We start from the raw sequence: 22,647 nt of genomic DNA on the forward strand, positions 1-22,647 counted from the left end.
TCATAGTTCATACATCATACTTCGTATATCCTACTTCAAACTTCATACATAAAAGTTGTGGCCGAAACACTCATTCTTCCGCAAACGAAAGACCGTCAGGCGATTTACGATAGCTTATTGCCGCAACTAGCCGCGCTGGTTGACGGCGAATCCGATTTAGTTGCCAATCTGGCTAACATTACGGCTGCTCTGAAAGAAGCGTTCGGATTTTTCTGGGTAGGTTTTTATCTCAAAAAAGATAATCAACTAGTACTTGGGCCATTTCAGGGACCGATTGCCTGTACACGTATCGCGTTCAATAAAGGCGTTTGCGGAGCGGCTTATTCGCGTCGGGAGAGTATTCTGGTGCCTGACGTAGAGCAGTTTCCGGGCCATATTGCCTGTAGTTCAGCCTCAAAATCAGAAGTGGTTATTCCTGTATTCGACCAAGCGGGCAACGTAGCAATGGTGCTGGATGTTGATAGCGATAAACTGGACGATTTCAGCGAAATCGACGTAAAAGCGTTGGAGCAGGTTGCACAGCTTATCACCAGTTTGCCTCATTTATAGTCGTGTTCGCTGCTACGTTTTTAAGGAAAATTAACTGAATTTTAAAAAGAGTGATTTAAACCATTGTCTGTCGATGCCGTCATAGATGCAAAATAAACAAACAATGAACATGTTCAAGAAACTCGTATTCGGTGGATTTTTCTTAGCGTTATTTTCTCTGCAACAAGTAGTGGCTCAGGATGCTCCTGCTCAAACTCGCACGGAACGGCGAGGACGTAACATGCAGGATGTTGATCCGAAAGTTCGGGCTCAAAAAATGACCGACCGGATGACCAAACAGTTGGCGCTCGACGACGCTACGTCGAAAAAGGTGTATACGTTGATGCTGGCCCGTGCTGAGAAAATGGACGCAATCCATAAGAATTCAGATGATCGGAAAGCGAAAATGCAGGCGATGAAAACCAACGCTGATGAATTTAAGGGTGAGCTGAAGAACGTACTGACACCCGACCAGTTTGCTAAGTTTGAGTCAATGCAGAGTCAAATGCGCAAAGGGCGCGGACAAGGCCGCTTCAATCACGACAAAACCGACGAAAGCGGTAAGAAGTAAGTTTCTGTTTAGCGAAGTGAAAGCCTGAGTCAACTATGATTCAGGCTTTTTTTGTAGTATAGCATAGCTACTCCTATGTGTACCAAATAACAGTAAAGTTTGTCTGTTAACGTCTTTCCCTATAAACCCTACAACCCTATGTCCTCATTCTTATCGCGCCGGTCGTTTGTGCGGCAGGCTTCTCTGGCAACGGCGGCCGGTATAGCGGCTCCCACAATTTTGTCGGCAAAATCCCGCATCAATCCGGCAGAACAAATTGTATTAGGTCACAATGGTTTTCGGTACCGTGTGGTGCCGGGCTGGGGCGTGCTCGATGCCGCAAAAAATCCGGTCAACGATTGTCACGAAATGGTGCAGGACGCAAAAGGACGTATTCTGCTGCTGACCAACGAGACAAAAAACAACGTACTGATTTACGATAAATCCGGTAAACTGCTCGATTCGTGGGGCCACGATTATCCGGGTGCGCATGGTTTTTCGATTGGGGGCGAAGGGAACGATCAGTACCTACTCATTGCTGATACCGATCGCCATCAGGTGATTAAAACCGACCTGAAAGGGCAGGAGTTACTGAAAATCGAGTATCCGAAAGAAACAGGCAAATACGCGTTTCCGACTCAGTTCAAACCTACTGAAACAGCAATTAATCCGGCCAATGGCGATATTTATATCGTAGATGGCTACGGCCTGAACTACGTCATGCAATACGACAAATCGGGTAAACTGATTCGGTATTGGGGCGGTAAAGGCGAAACCAACGAAACATTCGACTGCTGCCACGGTATAGCGGTTGATCGACGTAACGCAGCCAATCCAACGCTGCTTATTACCGATCGCCGTCATAATGCGCTGAAACGGTTTTCGCTCGATGGTAAATACGTATCGACCATTTCGCTACCCGGCTCGTATATCTGCCGCCCGGTTATTCGGGGCGAAAATATTTACGGCGCCGTTTTCCGTAGTACGTCCGATGCTTATCCCGATTCAGGATATATTCAGATTCTAGACAAAAATGATCGGGTCATTTCAACACCGGGTGGAACCATGCCAACGTATCAGGATGGTAAATTGGGCGAGCAACGTAAAGACAAATCGATCTCGGCCTTTTTACACCCACACGATGTATTGGTCGACGAAGACGACAGCATCTACGTAGCACAGTGGGCTTCTAAAAAAACATACCCAATAAAACTCGAACGGGTAGCCTGAGTAAACCTTGATTATGAATAGTTTGATTCTGTTACAGGCAGCTTCTCCGCCGTCGGACTGGGTGCTGTTTTGGGGGCATTTTCACCCCTTAATTGTTCACTTGCCCATTGGATTTTTGCTGATTGCCGGTCTTCTCGAAATTGATCGATTAACCCGCCGAAATTCGGTGAGTCAGCATACCATTACGTTAATTCTGTTCTGGTCGGCAGTGAGCGCAACAATGGCGTGTATTTTTGGCTATATGCTCTCGCTGGGTGGTGGATATGAAGATGCTACGTTGAGTTCGCACATGTGGCAGGGTATTGGTGTCGCCGTTTTTGCCTGGATTGCGTGGGGTGTTAAATCCGAAAATCTTGGTAAAATTCTACCCGCTTCGCAGATTGTCTATCTGCCTGCGTTGGGTATCGCGTTAATCCTGCTGATGTCGGCCGGGCATCTGGGTGGCAATCTGACACACGGCTCTGATTACCTGACGCAATATATGCCTGGACCGCTACGTTCGTTGGCAGGTGTACCACCTAAAGCTCCTGAGCTAAAAGCTGAGCCGATTACCGACGTGAATCAGGCAATGGTTTACCAGCAGATTGTAAATCCAATTCTGCATACGCGTTGTATGCAATGCCACAACGCCGATAAATCGAAAGGTGGGTTGCGGCTCGATACGCCTGATATGATCAAAAAAGGTTCTGAAGAAGGGCCGGTGATTGTGGTAGGAAAAGGCACAAACAGCGATTTGATAAAAGTGTGTCTGTTGCCCGAAGAAGATGATCATCACATGCCCCCAAAAGGCAAACCACAGCTTGAGCAGAGCCAAATTGCTCTGTTGACGTGGTGGATAGATCAGGGTGCTCCGTTCAACAAAAAAGTGTCGGAATTGGCTGTAAACGATGCGATACGCCCAGTACTGGCAGCTTTAGGTAGTGGTGCGCCAGTTGAAGCCGGTGGGAATTCCGTTGCGGCCAAAGGGCCTGCGCCTGATTCACCTGTGTTGACGATGAAAGTGCCAGCGGCCGACCCGAAAATTATTGAAGAGGTTAAAAAAACGGGTTTGCTGATCTTGCCAATTTCGAAAGAGCAGAATCAGTTAGAAGTTAGTGCTGTCAACGCACGTACCTTCAGCGATGCACAAGCGGCCGTATTGCCAAAATTAAGCAACCAGATAGTCTGGCTTAAGCTAAGCGATACGCAGGTATCTGATGCTACGTTGGCACAGGTAGCGAAGCTGAAAAATCTTCAGAAACTGCATTTGGAGCAAACCAAAATAACCGACTCCGGGCTGAAGCAATTGAAAGGTTTGGCAAATTTGGAATACCTGAATCTATATGGTACGTCGGTTTCGGATGCTGGCTTAGCCGAACTAGCGGGAATTAAAAGCCTCAAAACGGTTTATCTATGGCAAACTAAAGTGACTGAAAACGGGCTGGCGATGCTCAAAAAAGCGATGCCGAATCTGGAAATAGTTGGCGGAGTAACAGAGCAGGCGGTTGCCGAATTTGCGAAAGCCGGTCAGGAAACTAAACCGGCTGACCAAAAGAAAAACTGATTTTTGCCATATTAGATTTCTCAATACGTTACGTGTCAGTGTAAAAAAATACTATAATAACTGCCTTTTATCCCTTAATTTAGAACCGGAATGGGTTGCTACGTTGTTCCTAATTGACAACGTAGCAGCCCGTTTTAATAAAATGCGTTTCTGACGAGCTGGCGCTATATCTGATTTATAACGGTATTATTTATGGCAATCCGGCAAACTGATAAAGTTGTCAGAAGCCATTGACTCACTATCGTTATTTCTGTTTATTTTTATAGAACTCTTTCATATTCAATACGTTCGTAAGAATGGCTTTTTGGTCTGACATACGATTCCGATACGGGTTGCTTTGCGCAACGGCGGGGCTATTTGGCGCTTCTATCTGGCTTACGGCCTGCAATAGTTCGGTGGAAAAACCCGCCGAATTGATTGCCGTAGAAAAAAACCTTCCCGAAAAAGTTGATTACAATCTGCATGTAAAGCCGATTCTATCCGACCGTTGTTTTGCGTGTCATGGGCCTGATCAGGCCAAACAACAGGCCGGACTGCGTCTTGACACACCCGAAGGTGCTTACGAAGCACTTGCAAAAAGCGGCCATAAGGCGATTGTTCCCGGTAATCTGGCAAATAGTGAGTTGGCGCATCGTATTCTGAGCACCGACCCTGATCTGATGATGCCTACGCCGGAGTCGAATCTGGCGCTGACTATGGAGGAAAAAGCACTGCTGCTACGTTGGATAGAGCAGGGTGCTGAATATAAAGAACATTGGTCGCTCATTGCGCCGACGATGCCCGAGGTGCCGATTATAAAAGACGACAAATGGATTGAAAATGACATCGATCGGTTTATTCTGGCCAAACAGCAGGAAAAAAAGCTGAGCCATACAACCGAAGCCGATAAAACGACGTTGATTCGTCGCGTTACGTTAGACCTAACCGGTTTACCGCCAACACCGGCCGAAGTTGACGCGTTTCTGGCCGACAAATCGCCAAAGGCGTATGAGAACGTAGTGAATCGTCTATTGGCAAATCCGCATTTTGGCGAACGCCAGGCGGTTGAATGGCTCGACGTAGCGCGTTACGCTGATACGCATGGTTATCAGGACGACGGTTTGCGAACGATGTGGCCGTATCGGGATTGGGTTATTCGGGCCTTTAACCGAAACCTTTCCTTCGACCGATTTATTACGTGGCAACTGGCGGGCGATTTATTGCCAAATCCAAACCGAGATCAGTTGATTGCTACGGCTTTCAACCGAAATCATCAGCAGAGTCAGGAGGGTGGAATTGTTGATGAAGAGTACCGTACCGAATACGTTGCCGACCGTGCCAATACGTTCGGGAAAGCGATGCTTGGCCTGACGGTTGAATGTGCCCGCTGCCACGATCACAAATACGATCCCATCAGTCAGAAAGATTACTATTCGCTCTACGCTTTTTTCAACAGCAACAACGAGCGCGGGCAGATTCCGTATAACGGCGAAGCGGCTCCGACCATTACGTTAACAACGCCCGAAACAGACGCGAAACTCAACTATATCCGTCAGCAATTGACGCCGATTCAGCAGAAACTAAATCCAAATCGACCTGATTACCAGAAGCGTTATACGCACTGGTTGACACAGGCAAGTACGCGGGCTATTTCATCAACCGATTCTGGATTGCTGGCTCATTATACGTTCGATGAGGCTGATCGTACCGACATCAGTGCGTATGTGAAGGAGCAGAATGAGAAGAAGAAACTCGAAAATGAGCTGAAGAAGAAACAGGAAGAAGCCGAAAAGAAAAAATTGGCCTTGGCGGGTAAGAAGGACGTAGCACCGAAAAAGGAAGAGAAGAAAGAGCCGCCAAAGCGCAAAACGAAAGAAGAATTGTGGAAAGATCCACGTAATGCGTTTGCGAATTCGGTCAACGATACAATTCCGGCCCGGCTCGGTGGCGACCCGGATAAAGTGCCTTACGCTGTGTCTGGTCGTTTCGGGAAAGCCCGTTTTTTGCCCGGTGATAGTTATATTCAGTTGCCCGGCGATTTTGCCGCTTTCGAACAGAATGAGCCATTTACGTTGAGTAGCTGGTTTAATCTGGCAAAATCAAATATGGCCCTAACGCTGATGGGACGTACCACTGGGCCGATGGACGGACAACGTGGTTATCAGCTTGACCTACTGGCCGATGGACGGCTGAAGTTAACGTTTAGCCACGTCTGGCCGTCGAATGCGATTGATATTGAGTCAGTTGATAAAGTGCCGGTTCGTCAGTGGTTTCAGGTTGCCTTTACATACGACGGCTCCGGGCAGGCCAGCGGGTTTACGCTTTATCTGAACGGGAATCCAGTAAAGACGAAAACAGTAGCAGATAAGTTGATTCACAGCACCGTATGGGGTAAGGATCGTACGCACTGGGCGCAGCACTCGTTCTACGTGGGGCGCATGCACGATAATTTCTACAAAGATTTTGCCGTCGATGAGTTGCGTATTTATAAGCGTTGCCTGACTCCGCTCGAAATGCCGAAACTGGCTGGTAAACCCGATGCGCTCCAGACGGCGCTACGTACCCCGGTCGCAAATCGTACTCCGGCGCAACGTAGCGGTTTGTATACGTACTACGTAACAACGCAGGACGCTACGTATCGGGTCGATTTTGCGAAAGCAATGAAACTCAGAGGTGAGCAAATTATGCTCTACACCAACTCCGATCAGGTAATGGTGATGGAGGAACGCAAGACGCCACGCGAAACGCATTTGCTAAAACGGGGTGCTTATGATGCGCCGGGCGAAGTGGTTACGCCAGCCGTACTGCACAGCCTGAAACCATTGGATAAGTCGATGCCCCAAAATCGGCTTGGTTTGGCGCAGTGGCTGTTGTCGCCCGAAAATCCGTTGTTTAGCCGGGTTATGGTGAACCGATTCTGGCAGCAATATTTTGGTCAGGGATTAGCAAAAAACTCCGACGATTTTGGGAATCAGGGCGCCTTGCCGAGCCACCCCGAATTGCTGGATTATCTGGCGGTAAAATTTAGGGAGACTGGCGGTCCGTCGCACGGCTGGAATACGAAAGCAATTCACAAGATGATCGTTATGTCGGCTACGTATCGACAGTCATCAACTGCACCTGAAAAAGCTCGTGAAGCTGATCCCGATAATCTTTTCCTGACACGTGGACCAAGTTACCGAATGTCGGCTGAGCAGGTCCGGGATATTGCGTTGGCAGCCAGTGGTTTGCTAAATCAACGTATCGGCGGACGTAGCGTTCATCCCTATCAGCCAAATGGTATTTGGGAAGCGTTGGCGACACGTAACACGGTGAAATACGTTCAGAATCACGGCGATAGCTTGTATCGCAGGTCGATGTACACGATCTGGAAACGGTCGTCGCCCCCGCCGATGATGCTTAATTTCGACGCGGCCGAGCGGCATACCTGTATCGTGAAACGGCAGAAAACCAGTACGCCGTTGCAAGCGTTGGTAACGCTCAACGATCCTCAGTTTGTAGAAGCTGCTCGCGTATTGGCCCAACGAGTTGTTAGCAATCAAAAAACAACCAATGCCGAGGCCGCTATATCTGCCATTTTTAAAACGGTGATAAGCCGCTCTCCACGACCGCAGGAAGTTGCTTTGATGAAACAGTTCTATACGGAAGAATTAGCCGATTTCGGAAAGAATCCGAAGCGATCTTCTGAGCTGCTTTCTGTTGGCGAATATCCTCTGGATAAAGCCCTGAATCCCGCTGAATTAGCTGCGTGGACAGTAGTAACAAGTACGATTATGAATTTTGACGAAGCGATTATAAAACGGTAAGTATGCGATTTAGATTTCTGTTTGTCTTAGTAATACTGAGTCTATTTTGGGGACAGAGCGTTTTTTCGCAAAGCAAATGGCCCATTTTGAAGACAAATAGTAAGTCGTTGTCAATACGTATCGATACCGCTTATTATCCGAACCGATGGGGTATCGATCCGGGTACGCGGCCCGATAAATTTGAGGTAACTGTTAAAGATCGTCCGATTCGGGTTGCATTTATTACCGAAAATGACTCGATTGTTCGCGATATCAAGCGGGGCGACGTAGTGAATTTCATTGTGTTGACCGCTGCCGGTGATAGTGCTTATACGCAGATTTATGGCTGGCCTTACATAGCGCCCGCCGTCTTTAACAAAGCGTATCAGGACAAAACCAAAGGAAAAACGTTTGTCGAAATTCCTGAAATGTATGAACTGGTAAATACAGCCTTCGCCTTAACGAAAGCTACTCAGAAAAAAGAATCTGGCTTGATTGAGAAAGGAACGCCGTATTACAAGGAGTTGATGACGTATTTCGCGGCTTATCAACAAGAGCCAATCGTGTCAATTATGGATTCGATTCTGACCAAAGATGAAAGCGCTTATCATCCGCTGAAAATGGAGGCCTATTCTTTTGAGATAAACCGGGCTGGGAAAATTCTTCATAGTCAAGTATATAATCGCACTTCGTGGGGAAAAGAGAATATGCTACGTCCTTATTTGGCACAATTACAGCAGTTTGCGACCAAGAGTAAGTTTACAGAGTTTTATCGGAAGCATCAGCCTTATTACGATCAATTGATTCGGGCATACCGTGATTCGCTGGACGTAGCGGGAATGCAAAAATGGCTAAATGGCAATTTCCCCAGTACACACTACGACGCGTTTAAAATCATATTTTCTCCTTTGGTCAGTGCCAATCAATCGGCCAATTGGCTAGAGGATAATGGATTCAAGGAAGCTCATGCACACATAAATTTCCCGTTTCCGGGTAAATCCGATGCTGATTTTTCCGTTAAGGCTGTCAATGTTCGGAAAGGCAACATTGTGTTTACGGAGTTGAATCATGCTTTTATCAATCCCGAAGCGGATAAGTACACAGCTCAGTTAAAAAAAGCGGTTCCCGATTTAAGTATCTGGCTTACAGAGGGAAAACCGGGTAGGCAGTACTATAATAACATCTACTCCTGTTTTAATGAGTACATGAATTGGGGTTTGGTTAGCCTGCGCTACGTTGATCTGGTTCCGGCGGACGAACTGCCGATGATGCAGAAACGGGTAGAAGGGCAGATGGTAAATTATCGGGGATTTAGCAAGTTTGCCGAATTCAATCAGTTTTTGGTTTCGATTTATAAGGCCAGACCAGTGGGCACAACCGTTGCTGATTTATACCCCCAAATTATTCAGTGGTTTGCATCGCAAAAACAATAAACGGCTATGTCTGATATTCAGGATCAAATACATGACCAACTGAGCCGCCGGAATTTTCTGGGTCAGTCCGGTGCGGGTTTAGGTGCGGTTGCGCTGGCCTCATTGCTTAATCCAACAGGTTTGTTTGCCGGTACGTCTTCTGATGAAAATCCCGCGGTGGGCAAACCACATTTTTCACCTAAAGTGAAGCGGGTAATTTATCTGTTTCAAAGCGGGGCACCTTCTCAACTGGAACTGTTCGATTACAAGCCGAAGCTGGAAGCCATGTGGGGGCAGGATTTGCCCGAGTCGGTGCGGAAAGGTCAACGATTGACGGGCATGACGGCGGGCCAGAGTCGATTTCCGCTGGCGGCTTCGAAATATAAATTTGCGCAATACGGCCCCGGTCGGATGTGGGTTAGTGAGCTGTTGCCGCATACGGCACGTATCGCGCCCGATTTGACCTTTATTCGGTCGCTGCATACAGAAGCCATCAACCATGACCCGGCTGTTACGTTCTTCCAGACGGGTAGTCAGCAAGCCGGACGACCTTCGTTTGGTTCCTGGATTAGTTATGGATTAGGGTCTGATAACCAGAATCTTCCGGCTTTCGTGGTTTTATTGTCGAAAGGCCGAGACGGTGATCAGCCGTTGTACGCCAAACTCTGGAGCAATGGCTTTCTGCCGTCGGTGCATCAGGGCGTAGTATTTCGGTCGGGGCCAGACCCGGTTTATTATCTGAATAATCCGCCGGGTATCGACAAAACCAGCCGACGCCGAATGCTCGATTATCTCGGAAAAATGCATCAGGAGCAATTTAAGCAGGTGCTCGACCCCGAAATCAATAACCGGATGGCGCAGTATGAAATGGCGTATCGGATGCAGACGTCTGTTCCCGAAACGCTCGATATTTCGAAGGAACCAGACTATATTTTCGATATGTACGGCCCCGATAGCCGTAAACCCGGCACGTTTGCTGCCAACTGTCTGCTCGCTCGCAAACTGATTGAAAAAGACGTGAAATTCGTACAGTTATATCATCAGGGCTGGGATCAGCACGGCAATCTACCAAACGATATCAAGATTCAAACGAAGAGTGTCGATCAGCCTTCATCTGCGTTGATTATGGACTTGAAACAGCGCGGTTTGCTCGACGATACGTTGGTTATCTGGGGCGGGGAGTTTGGCCGTGGTGCCTATTCGCAGGGAAAACTCACCCGCGATAATTATGGACGCGATCACCATCCGCGTGCGTTCACCGTCTGGATGGCGGGCGCTGGTGTGAAAAAAGGCATGGTTTATGGCGAAACCGATGAGTTTGGCTATAACGTCATCAAAGAACCCGTACATGTGCATGATTTTCAGGCAACGGTTTTACATCTGCTTGGCGTAGATCACGAAAAACTCACGTTTAAAAGTCAGGGCCGCCGTTACCGATTAACCGATGTACATGGGAAAGTTGTGAAGCCATTGCTGGCGTAGCTATATTTTTTTAATACGTTAGCAGCAGTTGATTCCATCAGAGTCAACTGCTGTTTTGTTACAGTAAAGCGTTACCTTGTTTACTCAATTCTGTCAAAGAAACATGGAAGCCGTTATGTTAAGCCTGCCAGATGCGTTGGAAGAGGATGAGTTGCTACGTATGCCAGCAACATGGGAAGAGTACGTCGAAGCGGTAGACAGTGTTCCGCACACCGTACAATTCTTAAACAGTGAGCTAATAATGAGTCAGGCTACTGCTGCCCACGAAACCATAGTAGGGATCCTTATCTGGTTATTTAATAATTCATTCCTTGATCAGAATGAATATCGTGTCCTAGGAAGTAACGTTAAAATCGTCATTTCCGGTCAGGAGGGCGACGTAAACGCGGATCTTTCTGTAGTTAAGGAGCCTGTGGAATATGGAACAACTTCAGGCGGTCGGCTGAGCGAAATGCGTATTAAAAACCCTGAAATTGTGGTTGAAGTACTTTCGAAAAGTACACGTAAGTTCGATCTGGAAGAGAAACTGAGTTACTATAAACTGATTCCTTCACTGCAACACATTTTATTTGTCGATCAGTACCGTCCATTTGCATCAGTATACACGCGAACTGACGTGCCAGACGAATGGCTGAATCATGATTATCGGACGCTGGAATCAGTTATTAAACTTGGCGATTTAACCTTGCCACTGGCGACGATTTACCGCAAAACCACATTTACTACGTAGCGATAATCACTATTATATGAAGAAGCCCGGCAAGGATTTCCCTGTCGGGCTGTTTATTTTTGCGGCATGCAGCAACAATTAGATATCTGGATACGTAGCATAGTCCGCTGGTTTGGCTACGTACCAAATCGTGATTTATCAGGTTGGATATTACTGATTACGGCGATTGTTTTAGGGTTTTCCGTTGATCTGTTGATTACCCAAACCATCCGATTTATTGTTCGTCGTCGGCCTTTTCAGACATTGTCATTGCTGAAAGTATATGCACGTTGGGCATTCTGGATTTTTGTACCGTCACTGTTTTTTCTGCTGGCAACCAACATGCAGTCGGCTAGGTTTTTGCGTCGGCATCCGGTGGCGGATAAAACGGCCGAAATTATTTTCCTGATCAGTACGACCTGGTTCCTGATTCAACTATTGAAAGTTGGCGAACTAAGGCTCATTGGCCAATATGATACCGTTCAGGATAGTAATCTGTCGCATCGGAAATTTGTTACACAGGTACGTTTCTTTCGGCGATTGGTTGTCATTGTCGTTCTGATTCTAAGTGCTTCACTCTTACTTATTTCGTTTCAGGGAAGTCGCAAAGTTGGGTTGAGCGTACTGACGTCAGCCGGGGTTGTATCGGTTGTGCTTGGCTTTGCTGCTCAGAAAACGCTGGCGAATCTGCTGGCTGGTATTCAGATCGCGTTTAATCAGCAAATACGTCTGGACGATGCTGTGGTGGTTGAAAAGGAGTGGGGGCGGGTCGAAGAAATTAATTTGACCAACGTAATTGTTCGCCTTTGGGATCGTCGCCGACTTATTCTGCCCATTACGTATTTCGTAGAAACACCTTTCGAAAACTGGACTCGTTCCGATGCATCGATTACGGGTGCCGTTTTTCTCTACCTCGACTACAATACGCCCATCGACAAACTTCGGGAACAGGCGCGTAAAATCGCGGAAGAAGACCCGCTCTGGAATGGCGACGTATTTGCATTGCAAATAACCGATACACAGCCTACCTGTATTGTGATACGTGTGTTAATGTCGGCAAAAGATGCACCATCGGCTTTTGATTTACGCTGCCATTTGCGTGAAAAACTCATTACGTTCCTACGCGACGAATATCCTCAGAGTTTACCCCAAACGCGCCTTCTGCTGGCCGAAGAAATGAAACCGAAAGATATATGAAGTATGAAGTAAGGTGCATGAATTCTTCTGTTTCATAGTTCATACACCTTACTTCATACATCCTTAGTCTTCCCAACCGAATGATCGTTCGATGGCTTTCTGCCAGCCGCGCATGAGCTTGCTACGTTGGGTTTCGTCCATTGCTGGCTCATAGGTTTGGGCAACTCCCCAATTCTGCCGTAAATCGTCCAGATTTTGCCAGTAGCCAACGGCCAATCCTGCTGCATAAGCCGCTCCAAGGGCTGTGGTTTCAGTCATTCGTGGACAAATAACTGGGCGATTCAATACGTCGGACTGAAACTGCATGAGCAACGAATTGACAACCATGCCGCCATCGACACGTAGCGAACTGAGCGGTACGCCTGCGTCCTGCTCCATAGCTCGTACTACGTCGACAGTCTGGTAAGCAGTAGCTTCTAATACGGCCCTAGCCAAATGCCCTTTTGTAACAAAGCGCGTTAATCCAGCAATAACTCCGCGCGCATCGGCTTTCCAGTGCGGGGCATATAAACCCGAAAAGGCTGGTACGAAATAAGCGCCACCATTATCATCAACTGAGCGGGCAAGCGACTCAATATCAGTACTTTTCTTGATAATGCCGAGATTGTCGCGGAGCCACTGAACGAGTGCACCGGTGATAGCGACAGAACCTTCTAAAGCGTAGTGAACAGGTTGATTTTGAAATTGATACGCAACAGTTGTCAGCAGCCCATATGTCGACGCACGTAGTTCGGTACCTGTGTTCATGAGCAGAAAACAGCCCGTTCCATACGTATTCTTCGCCTGACCGGGTTCGTAACAGGTTTGCCCGACCAGCGCGGCCTGTTGGTCGCCCAGGATACCAGCTACCGGAACGCCGGGCAGGGCTTCCGATACTACGTTGCCGTATACTTCACTGCTCGGACGAATGTCGGGAAGCATAATGCGGGGAACGCCAAACGCTTCGAGTAACGTATCATCCCAGGCGAGTGTCTGGAGATTCATCAGTTGTGTACGGCTGGCATTCGTTACATCAGTAACGTGTAAACCGCCCTGCGGACCGCCCGTTAAGTGCCAGACCACAAACGTATCCATATTACCAAATATAGCGTCGCCCCGTTCGGCATCTTCCCGCAGACCTGCTACGTTGTCTAACAGCCATTTGAGTTTCAAACCGCTGAAATACGTAGCGAGCGGCAATCCGGTTTTATCGCGAAAACGATCCTGGCCTCCATCGGCTGTAAACTGGTTTACCAGATCGGCGGTGCGCATATCCTGCCAGACAATGGCGTTGTAATACGGTTTTCCGGTTCGGCGATTCCAGACAACGGTAGTTTCGCGCTGGTTGGTGATGCCGACGGCCGCAATATCCTGTACCGATAATTTTCCTTTGATACGAGCAAGTGCAATTACTTCGAGCGTATTCCGCCAGATTTCCTCGGCGTCGTGCTCTACCCAGCCGGGTTGCGGATAAATCTGTTTGTGTTCTTTCTGCGCCAGCGAAACAATCTGACCCTGTCGGTCGAAGACAATACAGCGCGTACTGGTTGTTCCCTGGTCGATGGCAGCTACGTAAGAGGGCATAAGGGTTTTAGGATATTCGTTTGGGTGTGTAAATTGTCGAATTATCCAATTAGTTTAGCGAAAAACCCTATAGTCATGCAAAAAAGAACCTTTTTAAAATTGTCATCCTCGCTGTTGGCGGCTCCGATTCTGGCACCGTTAGCTAGCTGGGGATCAGACGATAAACTAAAAAACTGGGCGGGTAATTTTCAATATAGTACCAATAAACTATACGCTGCCAAATCTATGCAGCAGATTCAGGAACAGGTCAAAAAATTCGATAAACTGAAGGTTCTTGGCACACGCCACTGTTTTAATAACATAGCCGATAGTACGGATCAGTTTCTTTCCCTCAAAGTGATGGATGACGTAGTGTCGCTGGATGCAAAGGCACGTACCGTTACGGTCGATGCCAGTATGAAATATGGTCAACTAGCACCGTATCTGGAAACAAAGGGTTTCGCACTGCACAATCTGGCGTCGTTACCGCATATTTCGATTGCCGGAGCCTGTGCTACGGCTACGCACGGTTCGGGGGTTAAAAACGGAAATTTATCGACGGCTGTAACGGCTATGGAAATCGTGACGGCCAAAGGCGAGATAAGAACACTCTCTCGTGCTAAGGATGGCGATTCATTCAAGGCGGCTGTTGTGCACTTGGGCGGGTTGGGCGTAGTAACCAAAGTGACTCTCGATATTCAGCCGACGTTTGCGATGGGCCAGCACGTTTATGTCGATTTACCAACGGCACAGCTTCAGCAGCATTTCGATGCTATCATGTCAAGTGGTTATAGCGTCAGTCTATTTACCGACTGGCAGAAGAAACGGATCAACGAAGTCTGGATAAAACGTAAGATCGAAAAAGGAAAAACGCTGGAGGCTAAACCAGAGTTTTACGGGGCTAAACTAGCTACGAAAAACCTTCATCCGATAGCGGAATTGTCGGCTATCCACTGCACTGATCAGATGGGCATTCCCGGCCCGTGGTATGAGCGGATGCCCCACTTTAAAATGGGTTTTACGCCGAGTAGCGGTAAAGAATTACAGTCGGAATATTTTGTGCCCCGTAAAAATGCGATGGAAGCTATTTTAGCCGTTGAACGCCTTCGCGACCACGTTAGCCCGCACCTACAGATTTCGGAAATTCGGACGATTGATGCCGATGATTTATGGATGAGTCCGTGCTATAAACAACCTAGTGTGGCGATCCACTTTACCTGGAAACAGGATTGGGCTTCAGTTCGGAAAGTATTACCGATGATCGAAAAAGAACTAGCTCCCTTTAAGGTGCGTCCGCATTGGGGAAAGCTATTTACCATTGCCCCAGCCCAGCTACAGGCACGCTATGAAAAACTGCCAGCTTTCCGGAAAATTCTTCAGGAATACGATCCCCAGGGCAAATTCAGAAATGCCTTTCTGGATAAGAATATCTTTGGAAGTTGAAAAATATAGGTCACAGAGATTCACAAAGCCGCCCAGAGAGGACACAGAGGAATAATAAATCTCGTGTCTCTCTGGGCGGCTTTGTGAATCTCTGTGTTACAAAAACTAAAGCGCTAAAAGGCGAATTAGCAGTCCGCCAACGGCAGCACCGACGAGTGGGGCCACTACGGGTATCCAAGCATAACTCCAATCTGATGATCCTTTTCCGGCGATAGGTAATAAAGCATGTGCCAGCCGAGGGCTAAAATCGCGGGCGGGGCTCATGGCGTAACCCGTAGTACCACCCAACGAAAGGCCGATGCTCCAGATCAGAATTCCGACCAGATAAGGTCCTACGCCAACGGCCATCACGCCCAGATTTTTAGACGAAATACCGGCTAATCCCACAATTAAGACAAGTGTTGCTATGGCTTCGCTTAGAAAATTAGCACTCGAGTTACGTATGGCCGGGCCGGTAGCAAAACAGGCAAGTTTGGCCGCAGGGTCGGGAGTAGCGGCCCAGTGGGGATGATAAAATAACCAGACCAACGTAGCACCCAGAAAGCCACCAATCATCTGCGCCGTAATGTATGAAACAAGGTTGCTAAAATCGTTGGTCGCTACGGCGAACGCTACCGTAACGGCCGGATTCAAATGCGCGTCGACACTACCGAATGCTTTGGAAACAAAAACGCCCATCGTTACGGCAAATGCCCAGCCTGCTGTTATCACAATCCAGCCGCTCGACTCACCTTTCGTTTGTTTTAAAACCACATTGGCCACAACGCCATTGCCCAAAAGCAGTATGACCATTGTGCCGATTAATTCACCTAGAAAAGGAGAGGTGTGCATGAGTCAGAAACGGAATTGGTAGTCGATGGAAATCAGTCGATTCGTGTTAAAAAAACCTTCAACAGCCGCGACTGATTTCTAATACGTATCGACTACATTCAAGGTTTAGGAATAGTTTGTGCGAATTAAATCATATTTTTGGCGCTATACCAATTAATACAAAAGAAACTCTTTCAACGTAGTACGTATTCCGTCATCAACACATGAAAAGCGTCATTTTTGAACAAACCGGTCGGCCCACCGACATACTCAACGTAACAGATAAAGCTATTCCCGAACCGGGGCCAAATGAAGTTCGGATAAAAGTTATTGCAGCTCCTATCAACCCATCCGATATTATGTTCGTACAAAATCTGTACGGTATTCGGCCACATTTACCGTCAGGAGCAGGTTTCGAGGGTATGGGTATAATCGATGCATTGGGTGAAGGTGTGCAGATGCGAACAGGCATGCGCGTAAGTTTTACCGGCATTGGTACGTGGTCGGAATACGCCATCGCGCATCATCGCAGTTTGATTCCGGTGCCAGATGCGATGACCGACGACGTAGCAGCTCAATTGTTCGTCAACCCGTTTACGGCCTATGCTATGGTGCAGGAATCGGGTGTTTCGGAAGGTGGCTGGCTCATGCTGACAGCGGCTGGTTCTGCGTTTGGGAAGATGGTAATTCAACTCTGCAAACAACGCGGAATTAAAACCATTGGTACCGTTCGGCGCGACGATCTTAACGACGAGTTGAAAGCGTTGGGGCTTACCGAAGTCGTTAACGTAGAAACCGAGAAACTAAGCGCTCGGGTAAAGGAAATCACCGATGGCAATGGTGTTTACTGCGTGCTCGATGCCGTAGGCGGCCATACAGCCACCGAAGCGTTAAAATGCCTGAGTAGGGGAGGTACCATGCTCATTTATGGCGTATTGAGCTTACAAGACCCGGAAATAAATGCAGGACTGATGATATTTAGAGGGCTGACTGTGAAAGGTTTCTGGCTCTCGGAATGGATGCAGCGTGTTGACAGCCAGACCCGAAAGGACGTAGCACAGAGTGTAATCAGCTTACTTGCGTCGGGGCAGATACAGTTGCCTGTCGAAGCTACGTATTCACTCGATCAGATTAAAGAAGCCGTAGAACATGCCGACCGTACAGGGCGCTGGGGCAAAATTCTGGTGAAGCCGTAAATAATACGTAGCAAAAACGTCGATCGGCAACGTAACGAATACAAAACAATACTTGTAATCAAGCGTTTCGTATTCGTTACGTTGTCAGTTTGTTAACTTTCTATTTCGTTTTCAGGCGGCTTCTGTATCTTTGAAACAATATCCGACGAAACCAACACGTTTGTTCCTGTAACGACCGTTGGTCTAACCTCTTACACTTACCCGACTCGTTCGTATGCTATTGCTCCAGGTTCCGGCTGTTGATACCACAGCTGCATCGTTGTCGACCACTGCGGCTGCACAACCCCAAACCCTGCAACTGTTTGATTTGGTGGCCAAAGGCGGTTGGGTTATGGTTCCCATCGCATTTTTGTTCTTTTCTACGTTGTACCTGATTTTTGAACGATTCTTTGTCATTCGCTCGCAAACGAAAGCCGATGCCAATTTTATCGACAACATTCGGGATATGATTGCGCAGGGAAATATTAAATCGGCAGAGTCATTTGCCAAAAATCAGCGGTCTGCATTAGGTCGCGTATTTGAAAAAGCCATTGGCCGAATCGGTTCGCCTATTCGCGATATTGAGAGCACCATCGAAACCGTTGGGCAGATCGAACTGTCGCGGCTGGAACGTAACATGGGCTATTTGGGTATCATTGCTGGTATTGCACCGATGATGGGTTTTATCGGGACAATCTCCGGTATCATCCGTATTTTCTACGATATTTCGCTTTCCGATAACATCAGCGTCGGCATTATTGCCGGTGGTCTGTACGAAAAAATGATCACCTCGGGCGCCGGTCTGATTGTGGGTGTTATTGCCTATACGGGCTATCACCTGCTCAATATGATGATCGAGCGCTTTACACTTTCGCTCGAAATGTATTCGTTCGAGTTTATCGAAGTGCTCCAGAAACCAACCAACGAGCCCGCTCGGATGCGCTAAATTTTAAGTGATGAGTGATGAACGATGAGTAATAAGTTTGCTGATGCCAGATACTTAACACTCATCGTCCATCACTCATCGTTTATCACTCCAATATGAAACTCCGCCGAAAAAATAAGTTTGCTGCCGAAGTTGCTACGTCGTCGCTGAACGACATTATGTTTTTTCTGCTGTTGTTCTTCCTGATCATCTCAACGGTTGCCAATCCGAACGTAATCAAGTTGATGCTGCCAAAAGCATCGTCGTCACAGCAGTTAAGCAAGAAACAGGTTACTTTGTCTGTTGATGACAAGAAGCAGTATTTTATCGACAAAAAACCGGTCGATCCTGCCAATCTGGAAGAGGAACTGAAAACGATTATGGCCGGTATTGCTGAACCAACCGTAGTGGTACGTTTTGATAAAGCCCTGACGGTTCAGGATCTGGTCGACGTATTGCAGACGGGTGCCAAGCTGAATATTAAAATGGTAATGGCTACATCGAAATAAGCTATTTCCGAATCGCCTTAATTTTCTCCTGTAGTTGCCGGGCCACTTCGTTTCGCGGGTCTTGCCGGAGGGTTTTTGCTACGTATCGAGAGGCTGCATCTGCGTTTGCAAATTTCAGATAACCAATCGCCAGTTGATTGCTTAGTGCTACGTTGGTGGTGTCCTGAGCGTATTGTTTTTTCAAGGCAACCAATTGTTCTACAAACGATTGCAGCTCATTTAGGCTAAAACCAGATTGATTGTTGGCGGTAGCATAGTGCAAATACGGTAGCGCTTCGTCAGGTCGGTCGAGTTTAAGCAACGTAATGAATAATTGTTGCGCTCGCTCAAACGAATTCTCTAACTGAAACGCTTTTTTTAGATACGTAACGGCTTCTTCATTTCGGTTCATTTTCAGCAATAATTTCCCCGCTTGCGTGGGCGCATTTGGTTCAAGCGGATATTCCAACATCAATGCGTCGATAACCTGAACCGCTTTCGGTAAGTTGTTCTGTTTAGCGTACTGATCGGCGAGTTGATTCAGCGCATTTTCCCACAGGATTTCCCGACGTACCAGACTCTGCGCCAGTTGCTCGTCAAGATTTGAGGGTGATTTTTCGGGAATCGATTCATTAAACGGCCACCCGCATTTCAATAGGTTAATTTCATACGTACCATATAGCGAATCGACAACGGTAATCGGCATTTGTTGTTTCAGTTGGGCAAACGACATTTCCTGATTCGGCTGTGGCGTGATGATACGTTGTTTTTTCAGGCTTAGGTAAAAGGCTTCGGAAAGGAGCGCGTAACCCAGCAGATTTGGATGGACGTGTTCAAGCAGGGTTTCGTTTCCCAGAATACCGTTTTCTGAATGTTGCTCGAATAGCACTTTTGTATCGACCAGCGTTACGCCCGGATAGCGAGCTGATAGTTCCTGAATAGCTTGATTGATGGCTTCTGGTGCACGAAAGCGAATTCGGTCAAGTTCTTTCGCCTGAACGTACTGCTTTTTTGCTTCACTAAAATTGCCCGCTACGTATGCCTGACCAGCTTGCTGATACGTTTGCGCTGCCGGACCAGTTGACTTATCTAAAGCCGCTTCAAGTGGTTTCAGATCTTTCTGATTGCTCACTACATTGCTGACAAATACCGGAATTTTCTGCTCTGTAAGTAATTGGCAAAGGTCATTTAGATTCGTTGCAAATTGTTTAATTCCAGCTTGATAAGCGTCTGAATCGAGCGGGATTTGTTGGTCGGCGGCCATTCGTTTCATCATGCCATCCCGTTGTTCCGACTGGCTACCGGAAGCTTTCGGGCGAAGACTAGCTGTTACGTTTCGAATGAGTTGAATAACCCGAAATTCGCGCGCTTTTAATACGAGTCGTACTACGTTCGGATTTTGAGCAATGGAGCTGGTAGAGCCAATGCCCGCTGCGCCGTAATATTCGTTATGACCCGTGTAAACTAGTACCACATCGGGCTGATAATTCGGTAATTCTTTGGCGAATCCGTAAACGGTGTGGGAGTTTACAGCCGTCAGCGCCAGATTGATAATTTCGAAATTACGGTCTGGGAAGGTACGATTGAGTCGGTATTGCAACCAGCGGTGAAACGAACCGTTGTGCATGTACGGAAACCCAATCGTAGTCGATTCGCCCAGAATGAAGATACGTAGCGTGCCTTCTGCTTTCTGCTTTCGAAATGGTTCGAAATTACCGAACGTAGCGTTGGTGGTTTCGGAGAAATATTTTTCGGAAGCGTATTTATTCATGATCCAGTAGTTCGAATTTCTCGGATCATCAACAAAGAGCCGCATGTCGTGACCGTAGCCTAGCAAACGTAGCAATCCTTCCAGTGACCCTAGTACAATAAACGGCAGGGCGACAGCAATAAGCCGGAACAGCCAGATATGCCTTGGTGCGAATTGGGAAGCGTAGGACGATGAGGACGAAGGAACAGCCGCTTTTTTCTTCATGATGTTACGTAGTGGGCGTGTCGTTTTGCGAGTACGCGGAAACGAATGGTTTACTAAAGAAACTGCCGACGTAATAATACATCGGCAGTTTACCGCAACCAACCTATTTTAAGCTTTTAGTTATAACCAGGGTTCTGCTTCATATTGACATTGGCGTTCAACTCATTGATCGGAATGGGCTGCGCATAATCGGTAGCGTCGTTCCATTCGATGGTTCCTCCGCGTACTTTCTGATAAAAATTTGCTTCCTGTCCGCCAATTTTCCAGCGACATACGTCGAACCACCAGTTGAATTCGCCAAAAAATTCGGCCCATCGTTCGTACTTCAGTGGATCGCTGCCTAATACGTTGTCGGAAGCCATCGTTTTATCGGTCAGGTTCTTATAGTCGACAGTAGAAGGTGAGTTGACCGGGAATCCGTAAGCTCGTCGCTTCACTTTATTAATATATTCAAGCGCTGTGGCGTTGTCGCCGGTTTTGGCGAGCGTTTCGGCGTATAGGAGATAAATATCGGCCAGACGTAGCCAGAGAATATTGGCTCCGTTGGCGCGGTTTACTTCCAGTTCGGTACCCGCCAGATTGAGGTATTTGCGGAAACTCCAGGCTTCCATGTCCAGTTCGGTAATGTCGAGGTAGTGAGCAATTGGGCGTTTTACACCACTTACCACCATCGAATCAACGTAAGGCTGGAAACAGGCTACCCATAAACGAGGGTCCACGGTTTTGTTGGCACGGGCCGCTTTTGATCGGGTAACGTAGTCCTGATCGACATTCGAAATGTTGGCTGACGTAACACCCGGTTTGAAATAGTGACCTAGATTGAAACCAAAACGATTCAGGTTTTTCGCGTGCGGAAACAGGTTTGTCCAGGCCGATGCAATGGGTAATCCGTTTGTCTGACTAACATAAGTAGGTGCAATAATCGTCCCGATCATCGAACCCATCGACAGGTCGCTAGAACCCGAAAAAGACATATCTACGTTCAGATTGAGTTCGTAGAGTGATTCGGAGTTGAACTCGTTTTGTCCGTTGAACATCGTTTTATACACATCGAACGAAACCAGCGATTTGCCGCTGTTATTCACTACGTCGCTCAGAACCGTTTTAGCGTTAGCCCAATCCTGTGTGTAGACGTAAACTTTACCCAGAAAACCTTTAACGCCCCAGCCCGATACTTTATGTTTATCGGCAGCGGCTGTCCAGTTTCTTGTGCCCAGCAAGGCTTCGGCATCTTTCAGGTCTTTGATAATAAAATCCCAACACTCCTTAACCGTAGCCCGTTTTACCTGCGTATCGGCAAGCGTATTGGCTACACTTGTTAAAATAGGAACGCCCTGTTTATCGCCACCCTGCCCGTTTACTATAAACGACTCGCCCCAGATTGCCGTCAGGTAGTAATAATACCAGGCCCGGAGGAAAAGCGTCTGCCCTTTAATAAGAGCAATATTAGCCGCATCCGTAGTCGATGCGTTTTTGCCAACCCGTTCAATGCCCGCCAATAACGTATTGCACCGTTGAACACCCCGCCATAGATGAGGCCACGTAATGGCCAGATACTGATCGCTGGGTAACGTATTGTTCTGGCCCATCATAATCCAGTTTTGCAGACCCTGCCAGCTTAAATCGGAAGTATGATCCCAGAGAAACGTGTTGTATCCCCCCATCGCACGGCCATAAAGGCCATCCGAATGTTGGGAAGCATATACACCGGCCAGAAGTTGCTCTAAATCAGTTATTGTATTAGGGTAACTCGCTGTAGATATGGCGGTTGGGTTATTTATATCAACGAAACTTTCTTTACAGGCGGTAAGGCTCAGCAGCAAAAGAAAGGGTACTAGTCTGGTGAATATTTTCATGATTGCTACGTCTTTTCG

At 47.4% G+C, this 22,647-nt stretch carries 17 protein-coding genes; 13 read left to right on the top strand and 4 right to left on the bottom strand.

The genetic code is table 11. The features are described from left to right. Nucleotides 1-57: 57 nt before the first annotated feature. The 9 genes from ACYVD4_RS26795 to ACYVD4_RS26835 all read left to right on the top strand — a co-directional run bounded on the left by ACYVD4_RS26795 (nucleotide 58) and on the right by ACYVD4_RS26835 (nucleotide 12,415). The gene (locus tag ACYVD4_RS26795; RefSeq protein ID WP_460950920.1) at nucleotides 58-549 is read left to right on the top strand and encodes a GAF domain-containing protein; all 492 of its coding nucleotides are present in this window, start codon (nucleotides 58-60) and stop codon (nucleotides 547-549) included. Between the two features lie 109 nt (nucleotides 550-658). After that, complete coding sequence (locus ACYVD4_RS26800) at nucleotides 659-1,099, top strand: DUF4890 domain-containing protein (RefSeq protein WP_460950921.1); 441 nt, start codon at nucleotides 659-661, stop codon at nucleotides 1,097-1,099. A gap of 138 nt (nucleotides 1,100-1,237) precedes the next feature. Next, nucleotides 1,238-2,308, top strand: a complete 1,071-nt coding sequence (locus tag ACYVD4_RS26805; RefSeq protein ID WP_460950923.1) for an NHL repeat-containing protein — start codon at nucleotides 1,238-1,240, stop codon at nucleotides 2,306-2,308. Between the two features lie 13 nt (nucleotides 2,309-2,321). Beyond that, nucleotides 2,322-3,851, top strand: coding sequence for a c-type cytochrome domain-containing protein (locus ACYVD4_RS26810; RefSeq protein WP_460950925.1), 1,530 nt, complete (start codon nucleotides 2,322-2,324; stop codon nucleotides 3,849-3,851). Nucleotides 3,852-4,147: 296 nt separating this feature from the next. Beyond that, the gene (locus ACYVD4_RS26815) at nucleotides 4,148-7,636 is read left to right on the top strand and encodes a DUF1553 domain-containing protein (RefSeq protein ID WP_460950927.1); all 3,489 of its coding nucleotides are present in this window, start codon (nucleotides 4,148-4,150) and stop codon (nucleotides 7,634-7,636) included. Between the two features lie 86 nt (nucleotides 7,637-7,722). Next, nucleotides 7,723-9,048 carry a DUF4932 domain-containing protein gene (locus tag ACYVD4_RS26820; RefSeq protein WP_460950928.1) on the top strand — a complete coding sequence of 442 codons (1,326 nt, stop codon included), beginning with the start codon at nucleotides 7,723-7,725 and terminating at the stop codon, nucleotides 9,046-9,048. Between the two features lie 6 nt (nucleotides 9,049-9,054). Beyond that, nucleotides 9,055-10,509 (top strand): DUF1501 domain-containing protein, encoded by a 1,455-nt coding sequence (locus ACYVD4_RS26825; RefSeq protein WP_460950930.1) that lies wholly within the window; start codon nucleotides 9,055-9,057, stop codon nucleotides 10,507-10,509. Nucleotides 10,510-10,612: 103 nt separating this feature from the next. Further along, the gene (locus ACYVD4_RS26830; protein WP_460950932.1) at nucleotides 10,613-11,239 is read left to right on the top strand and encodes a Uma2 family endonuclease; all 627 of its coding nucleotides are present in this window, start codon (nucleotides 10,613-10,615) and stop codon (nucleotides 11,237-11,239) included. A 66-nt stretch (nucleotides 11,240-11,305) separates the two neighbouring features. After that, nucleotides 11,306-12,415, top strand: a complete 1,110-nt coding sequence (locus ACYVD4_RS26835; protein ID WP_460950934.1) for a mechanosensitive ion channel family protein — start codon at nucleotides 11,306-11,308, stop codon at nucleotides 12,413-12,415. Nucleotides 12,416-12,478: 63 nt separating this feature from the next. Here ACYVD4_RS26835 and glpK read toward each other — a convergent pair whose 3' ends face one another. After that, nucleotides 12,479-13,978 (bottom strand): glycerol kinase GlpK, encoded by a 1,500-nt coding sequence (gene glpK / locus ACYVD4_RS26840; protein WP_460950936.1) that lies wholly within the window; start codon nucleotides 13,976-13,978, stop codon nucleotides 12,479-12,481. 75 nt (nucleotides 13,979-14,053) lie between these two features. Here glpK and ACYVD4_RS26845 point away from each other — a divergent pair, with 75 nt between their 5' ends. Continuing rightward, the gene (locus ACYVD4_RS26845) at nucleotides 14,054-15,400 is read left to right on the top strand and encodes a D-arabinono-1,4-lactone oxidase (protein WP_460950938.1); all 1,347 of its coding nucleotides are present in this window, start codon (nucleotides 14,054-14,056) and stop codon (nucleotides 15,398-15,400) included. A 105-nt stretch (nucleotides 15,401-15,505) separates the two neighbouring features. On the opposite strand, the gene ACYVD4_RS26850 is transcribed toward ACYVD4_RS26845, so the two are convergent. Beyond that, nucleotides 15,506-16,231: an MIP/aquaporin family protein gene (locus tag ACYVD4_RS26850; RefSeq protein WP_460950940.1), complete on the bottom strand. Its 726-nt coding sequence runs from the start codon at nucleotides 16,229-16,231 to the stop codon at nucleotides 15,506-15,508. Between the two features lie 203 nt (nucleotides 16,232-16,434). On the opposite strand from ACYVD4_RS26850, the gene ACYVD4_RS26855 reads away from it, so the two are divergent. The 3 genes from ACYVD4_RS26855 (at nucleotide 16,435) to ACYVD4_RS26865 (ending at nucleotide 18,819) form a co-directional block, all read left to right on the top strand. Continuing rightward, a complete protein-coding gene (locus ACYVD4_RS26855; protein WP_460950941.1) occupies nucleotides 16,435-17,406 on the top strand; it encodes a zinc-dependent alcohol dehydrogenase family protein in 972 nt (323 codons plus the stop codon). 214 nt (nucleotides 17,407-17,620) lie between these two features. Beyond that, nucleotides 17,621-18,331, top strand: coding sequence for a MotA/TolQ/ExbB proton channel family protein (locus ACYVD4_RS26860; protein WP_460950942.1), 711 nt, complete (start codon nucleotides 17,621-17,623; stop codon nucleotides 18,329-18,331). A gap of 95 nt (nucleotides 18,332-18,426) precedes the next feature. Then, nucleotides 18,427-18,819 (top strand): ExbD/TolR family protein, encoded by a 393-nt coding sequence (locus ACYVD4_RS26865; RefSeq protein ID WP_460950944.1) that lies wholly within the window; start codon nucleotides 18,427-18,429, stop codon nucleotides 18,817-18,819. Between the two features lies 1 nt (nucleotide 18,820). Here the strand turns inward: ACYVD4_RS26865 and ACYVD4_RS26870 are convergent, their stop codons facing one another. Continuing rightward, nucleotides 18,821-20,773 carry a GDSL-type esterase/lipase family protein gene (locus ACYVD4_RS26870; RefSeq protein ID WP_460950945.1) on the bottom strand — a complete coding sequence of 651 codons (1,953 nt, stop codon included), beginning with the start codon at nucleotides 20,771-20,773 and terminating at the stop codon, nucleotides 18,821-18,823. A 116-nt stretch (nucleotides 20,774-20,889) separates the two neighbouring features. Further along, nucleotides 20,890-22,629: a RagB/SusD family nutrient uptake outer membrane protein gene (locus ACYVD4_RS26875; protein ID WP_460950946.1), complete on the bottom strand. Its 1,740-nt coding sequence runs from the start codon at nucleotides 22,627-22,629 to the stop codon at nucleotides 20,890-20,892. Between the last annotated feature and the right edge of the window lie 18 nt (nucleotides 22,630-22,647).

Source organism: Spirosoma daeguense, assembly GCF_054776875.1.

Coding starts and splice junctions, on each gene's coding strand:
- glpK (WP_460950936.1), bottom strand. CDS start 13,978: ATGCCCTCTTACGTAGCTGCCATCGACCAGGGAACAACCAGTACGCGC.
- ACYVD4_RS26860 (WP_460950942.1), top strand. CDS start 17,621: ATGCTATTGCTCCAGGTTCCGGCTGTTGATACCACAGCTGCATCGTTG.
- ACYVD4_RS26855 (WP_460950941.1), top strand. CDS start 16,435: ATGAAAAGCGTCATTTTTGAACAAACCGGTCGGCCCACCGACATACTC.
- ACYVD4_RS26875 (WP_460950946.1), bottom strand. CDS start 22,629: ATGAAAATATTCACCAGACTAGTACCCTTTCTTTTGCTGCTGAGCCTT.
- ACYVD4_RS26810 (WP_460950925.1), top strand. CDS start 2,322: ATGAATAGTTTGATTCTGTTACAGGCAGCTTCTCCGCCGTCGGACTGG.
- ACYVD4_RS26825 (WP_460950930.1), top strand. CDS start 9,055: ATGTCTGATATTCAGGATCAAATACATGACCAACTGAGCCGCCGGAAT.
- ACYVD4_RS26850 (WP_460950940.1), bottom strand. CDS start 16,231: ATGCACACCTCTCCTTTTCTAGGTGAATTAATCGGCACAATGGTCATA.
- ACYVD4_RS26830 (WP_460950932.1), top strand. CDS start 10,613: ATGGAAGCCGTTATGTTAAGCCTGCCAGATGCGTTGGAAGAGGATGAG.
- ACYVD4_RS26870 (WP_460950945.1), bottom strand. CDS start 20,773: ATGAAGAAAAAAGCGGCTGTTCCTTCGTCCTCATCGTCCTACGCTTCC.
- ACYVD4_RS26865 (WP_460950944.1), top strand. CDS start 18,427: ATGAAACTCCGCCGAAAAAATAAGTTTGCTGCCGAAGTTGCTACGTCG.
- ACYVD4_RS26815 (WP_460950927.1), top strand. CDS start 4,148: ATGGCTTTTTGGTCTGACATACGATTCCGATACGGGTTGCTTTGCGCA.
- ACYVD4_RS26805 (WP_460950923.1), top strand. CDS start 1,238: ATGTCCTCATTCTTATCGCGCCGGTCGTTTGTGCGGCAGGCTTCTCTG.
- ACYVD4_RS26835 (WP_460950934.1), top strand. CDS start 11,306: ATGCAGCAACAATTAGATATCTGGATACGTAGCATAGTCCGCTGGTTT.
- ACYVD4_RS26800 (WP_460950921.1), top strand. CDS start 659: ATGTTCAAGAAACTCGTATTCGGTGGATTTTTCTTAGCGTTATTTTCT.
- ACYVD4_RS26845 (WP_460950938.1), top strand. CDS start 14,054: ATGCAAAAAAGAACCTTTTTAAAATTGTCATCCTCGCTGTTGGCGGCT.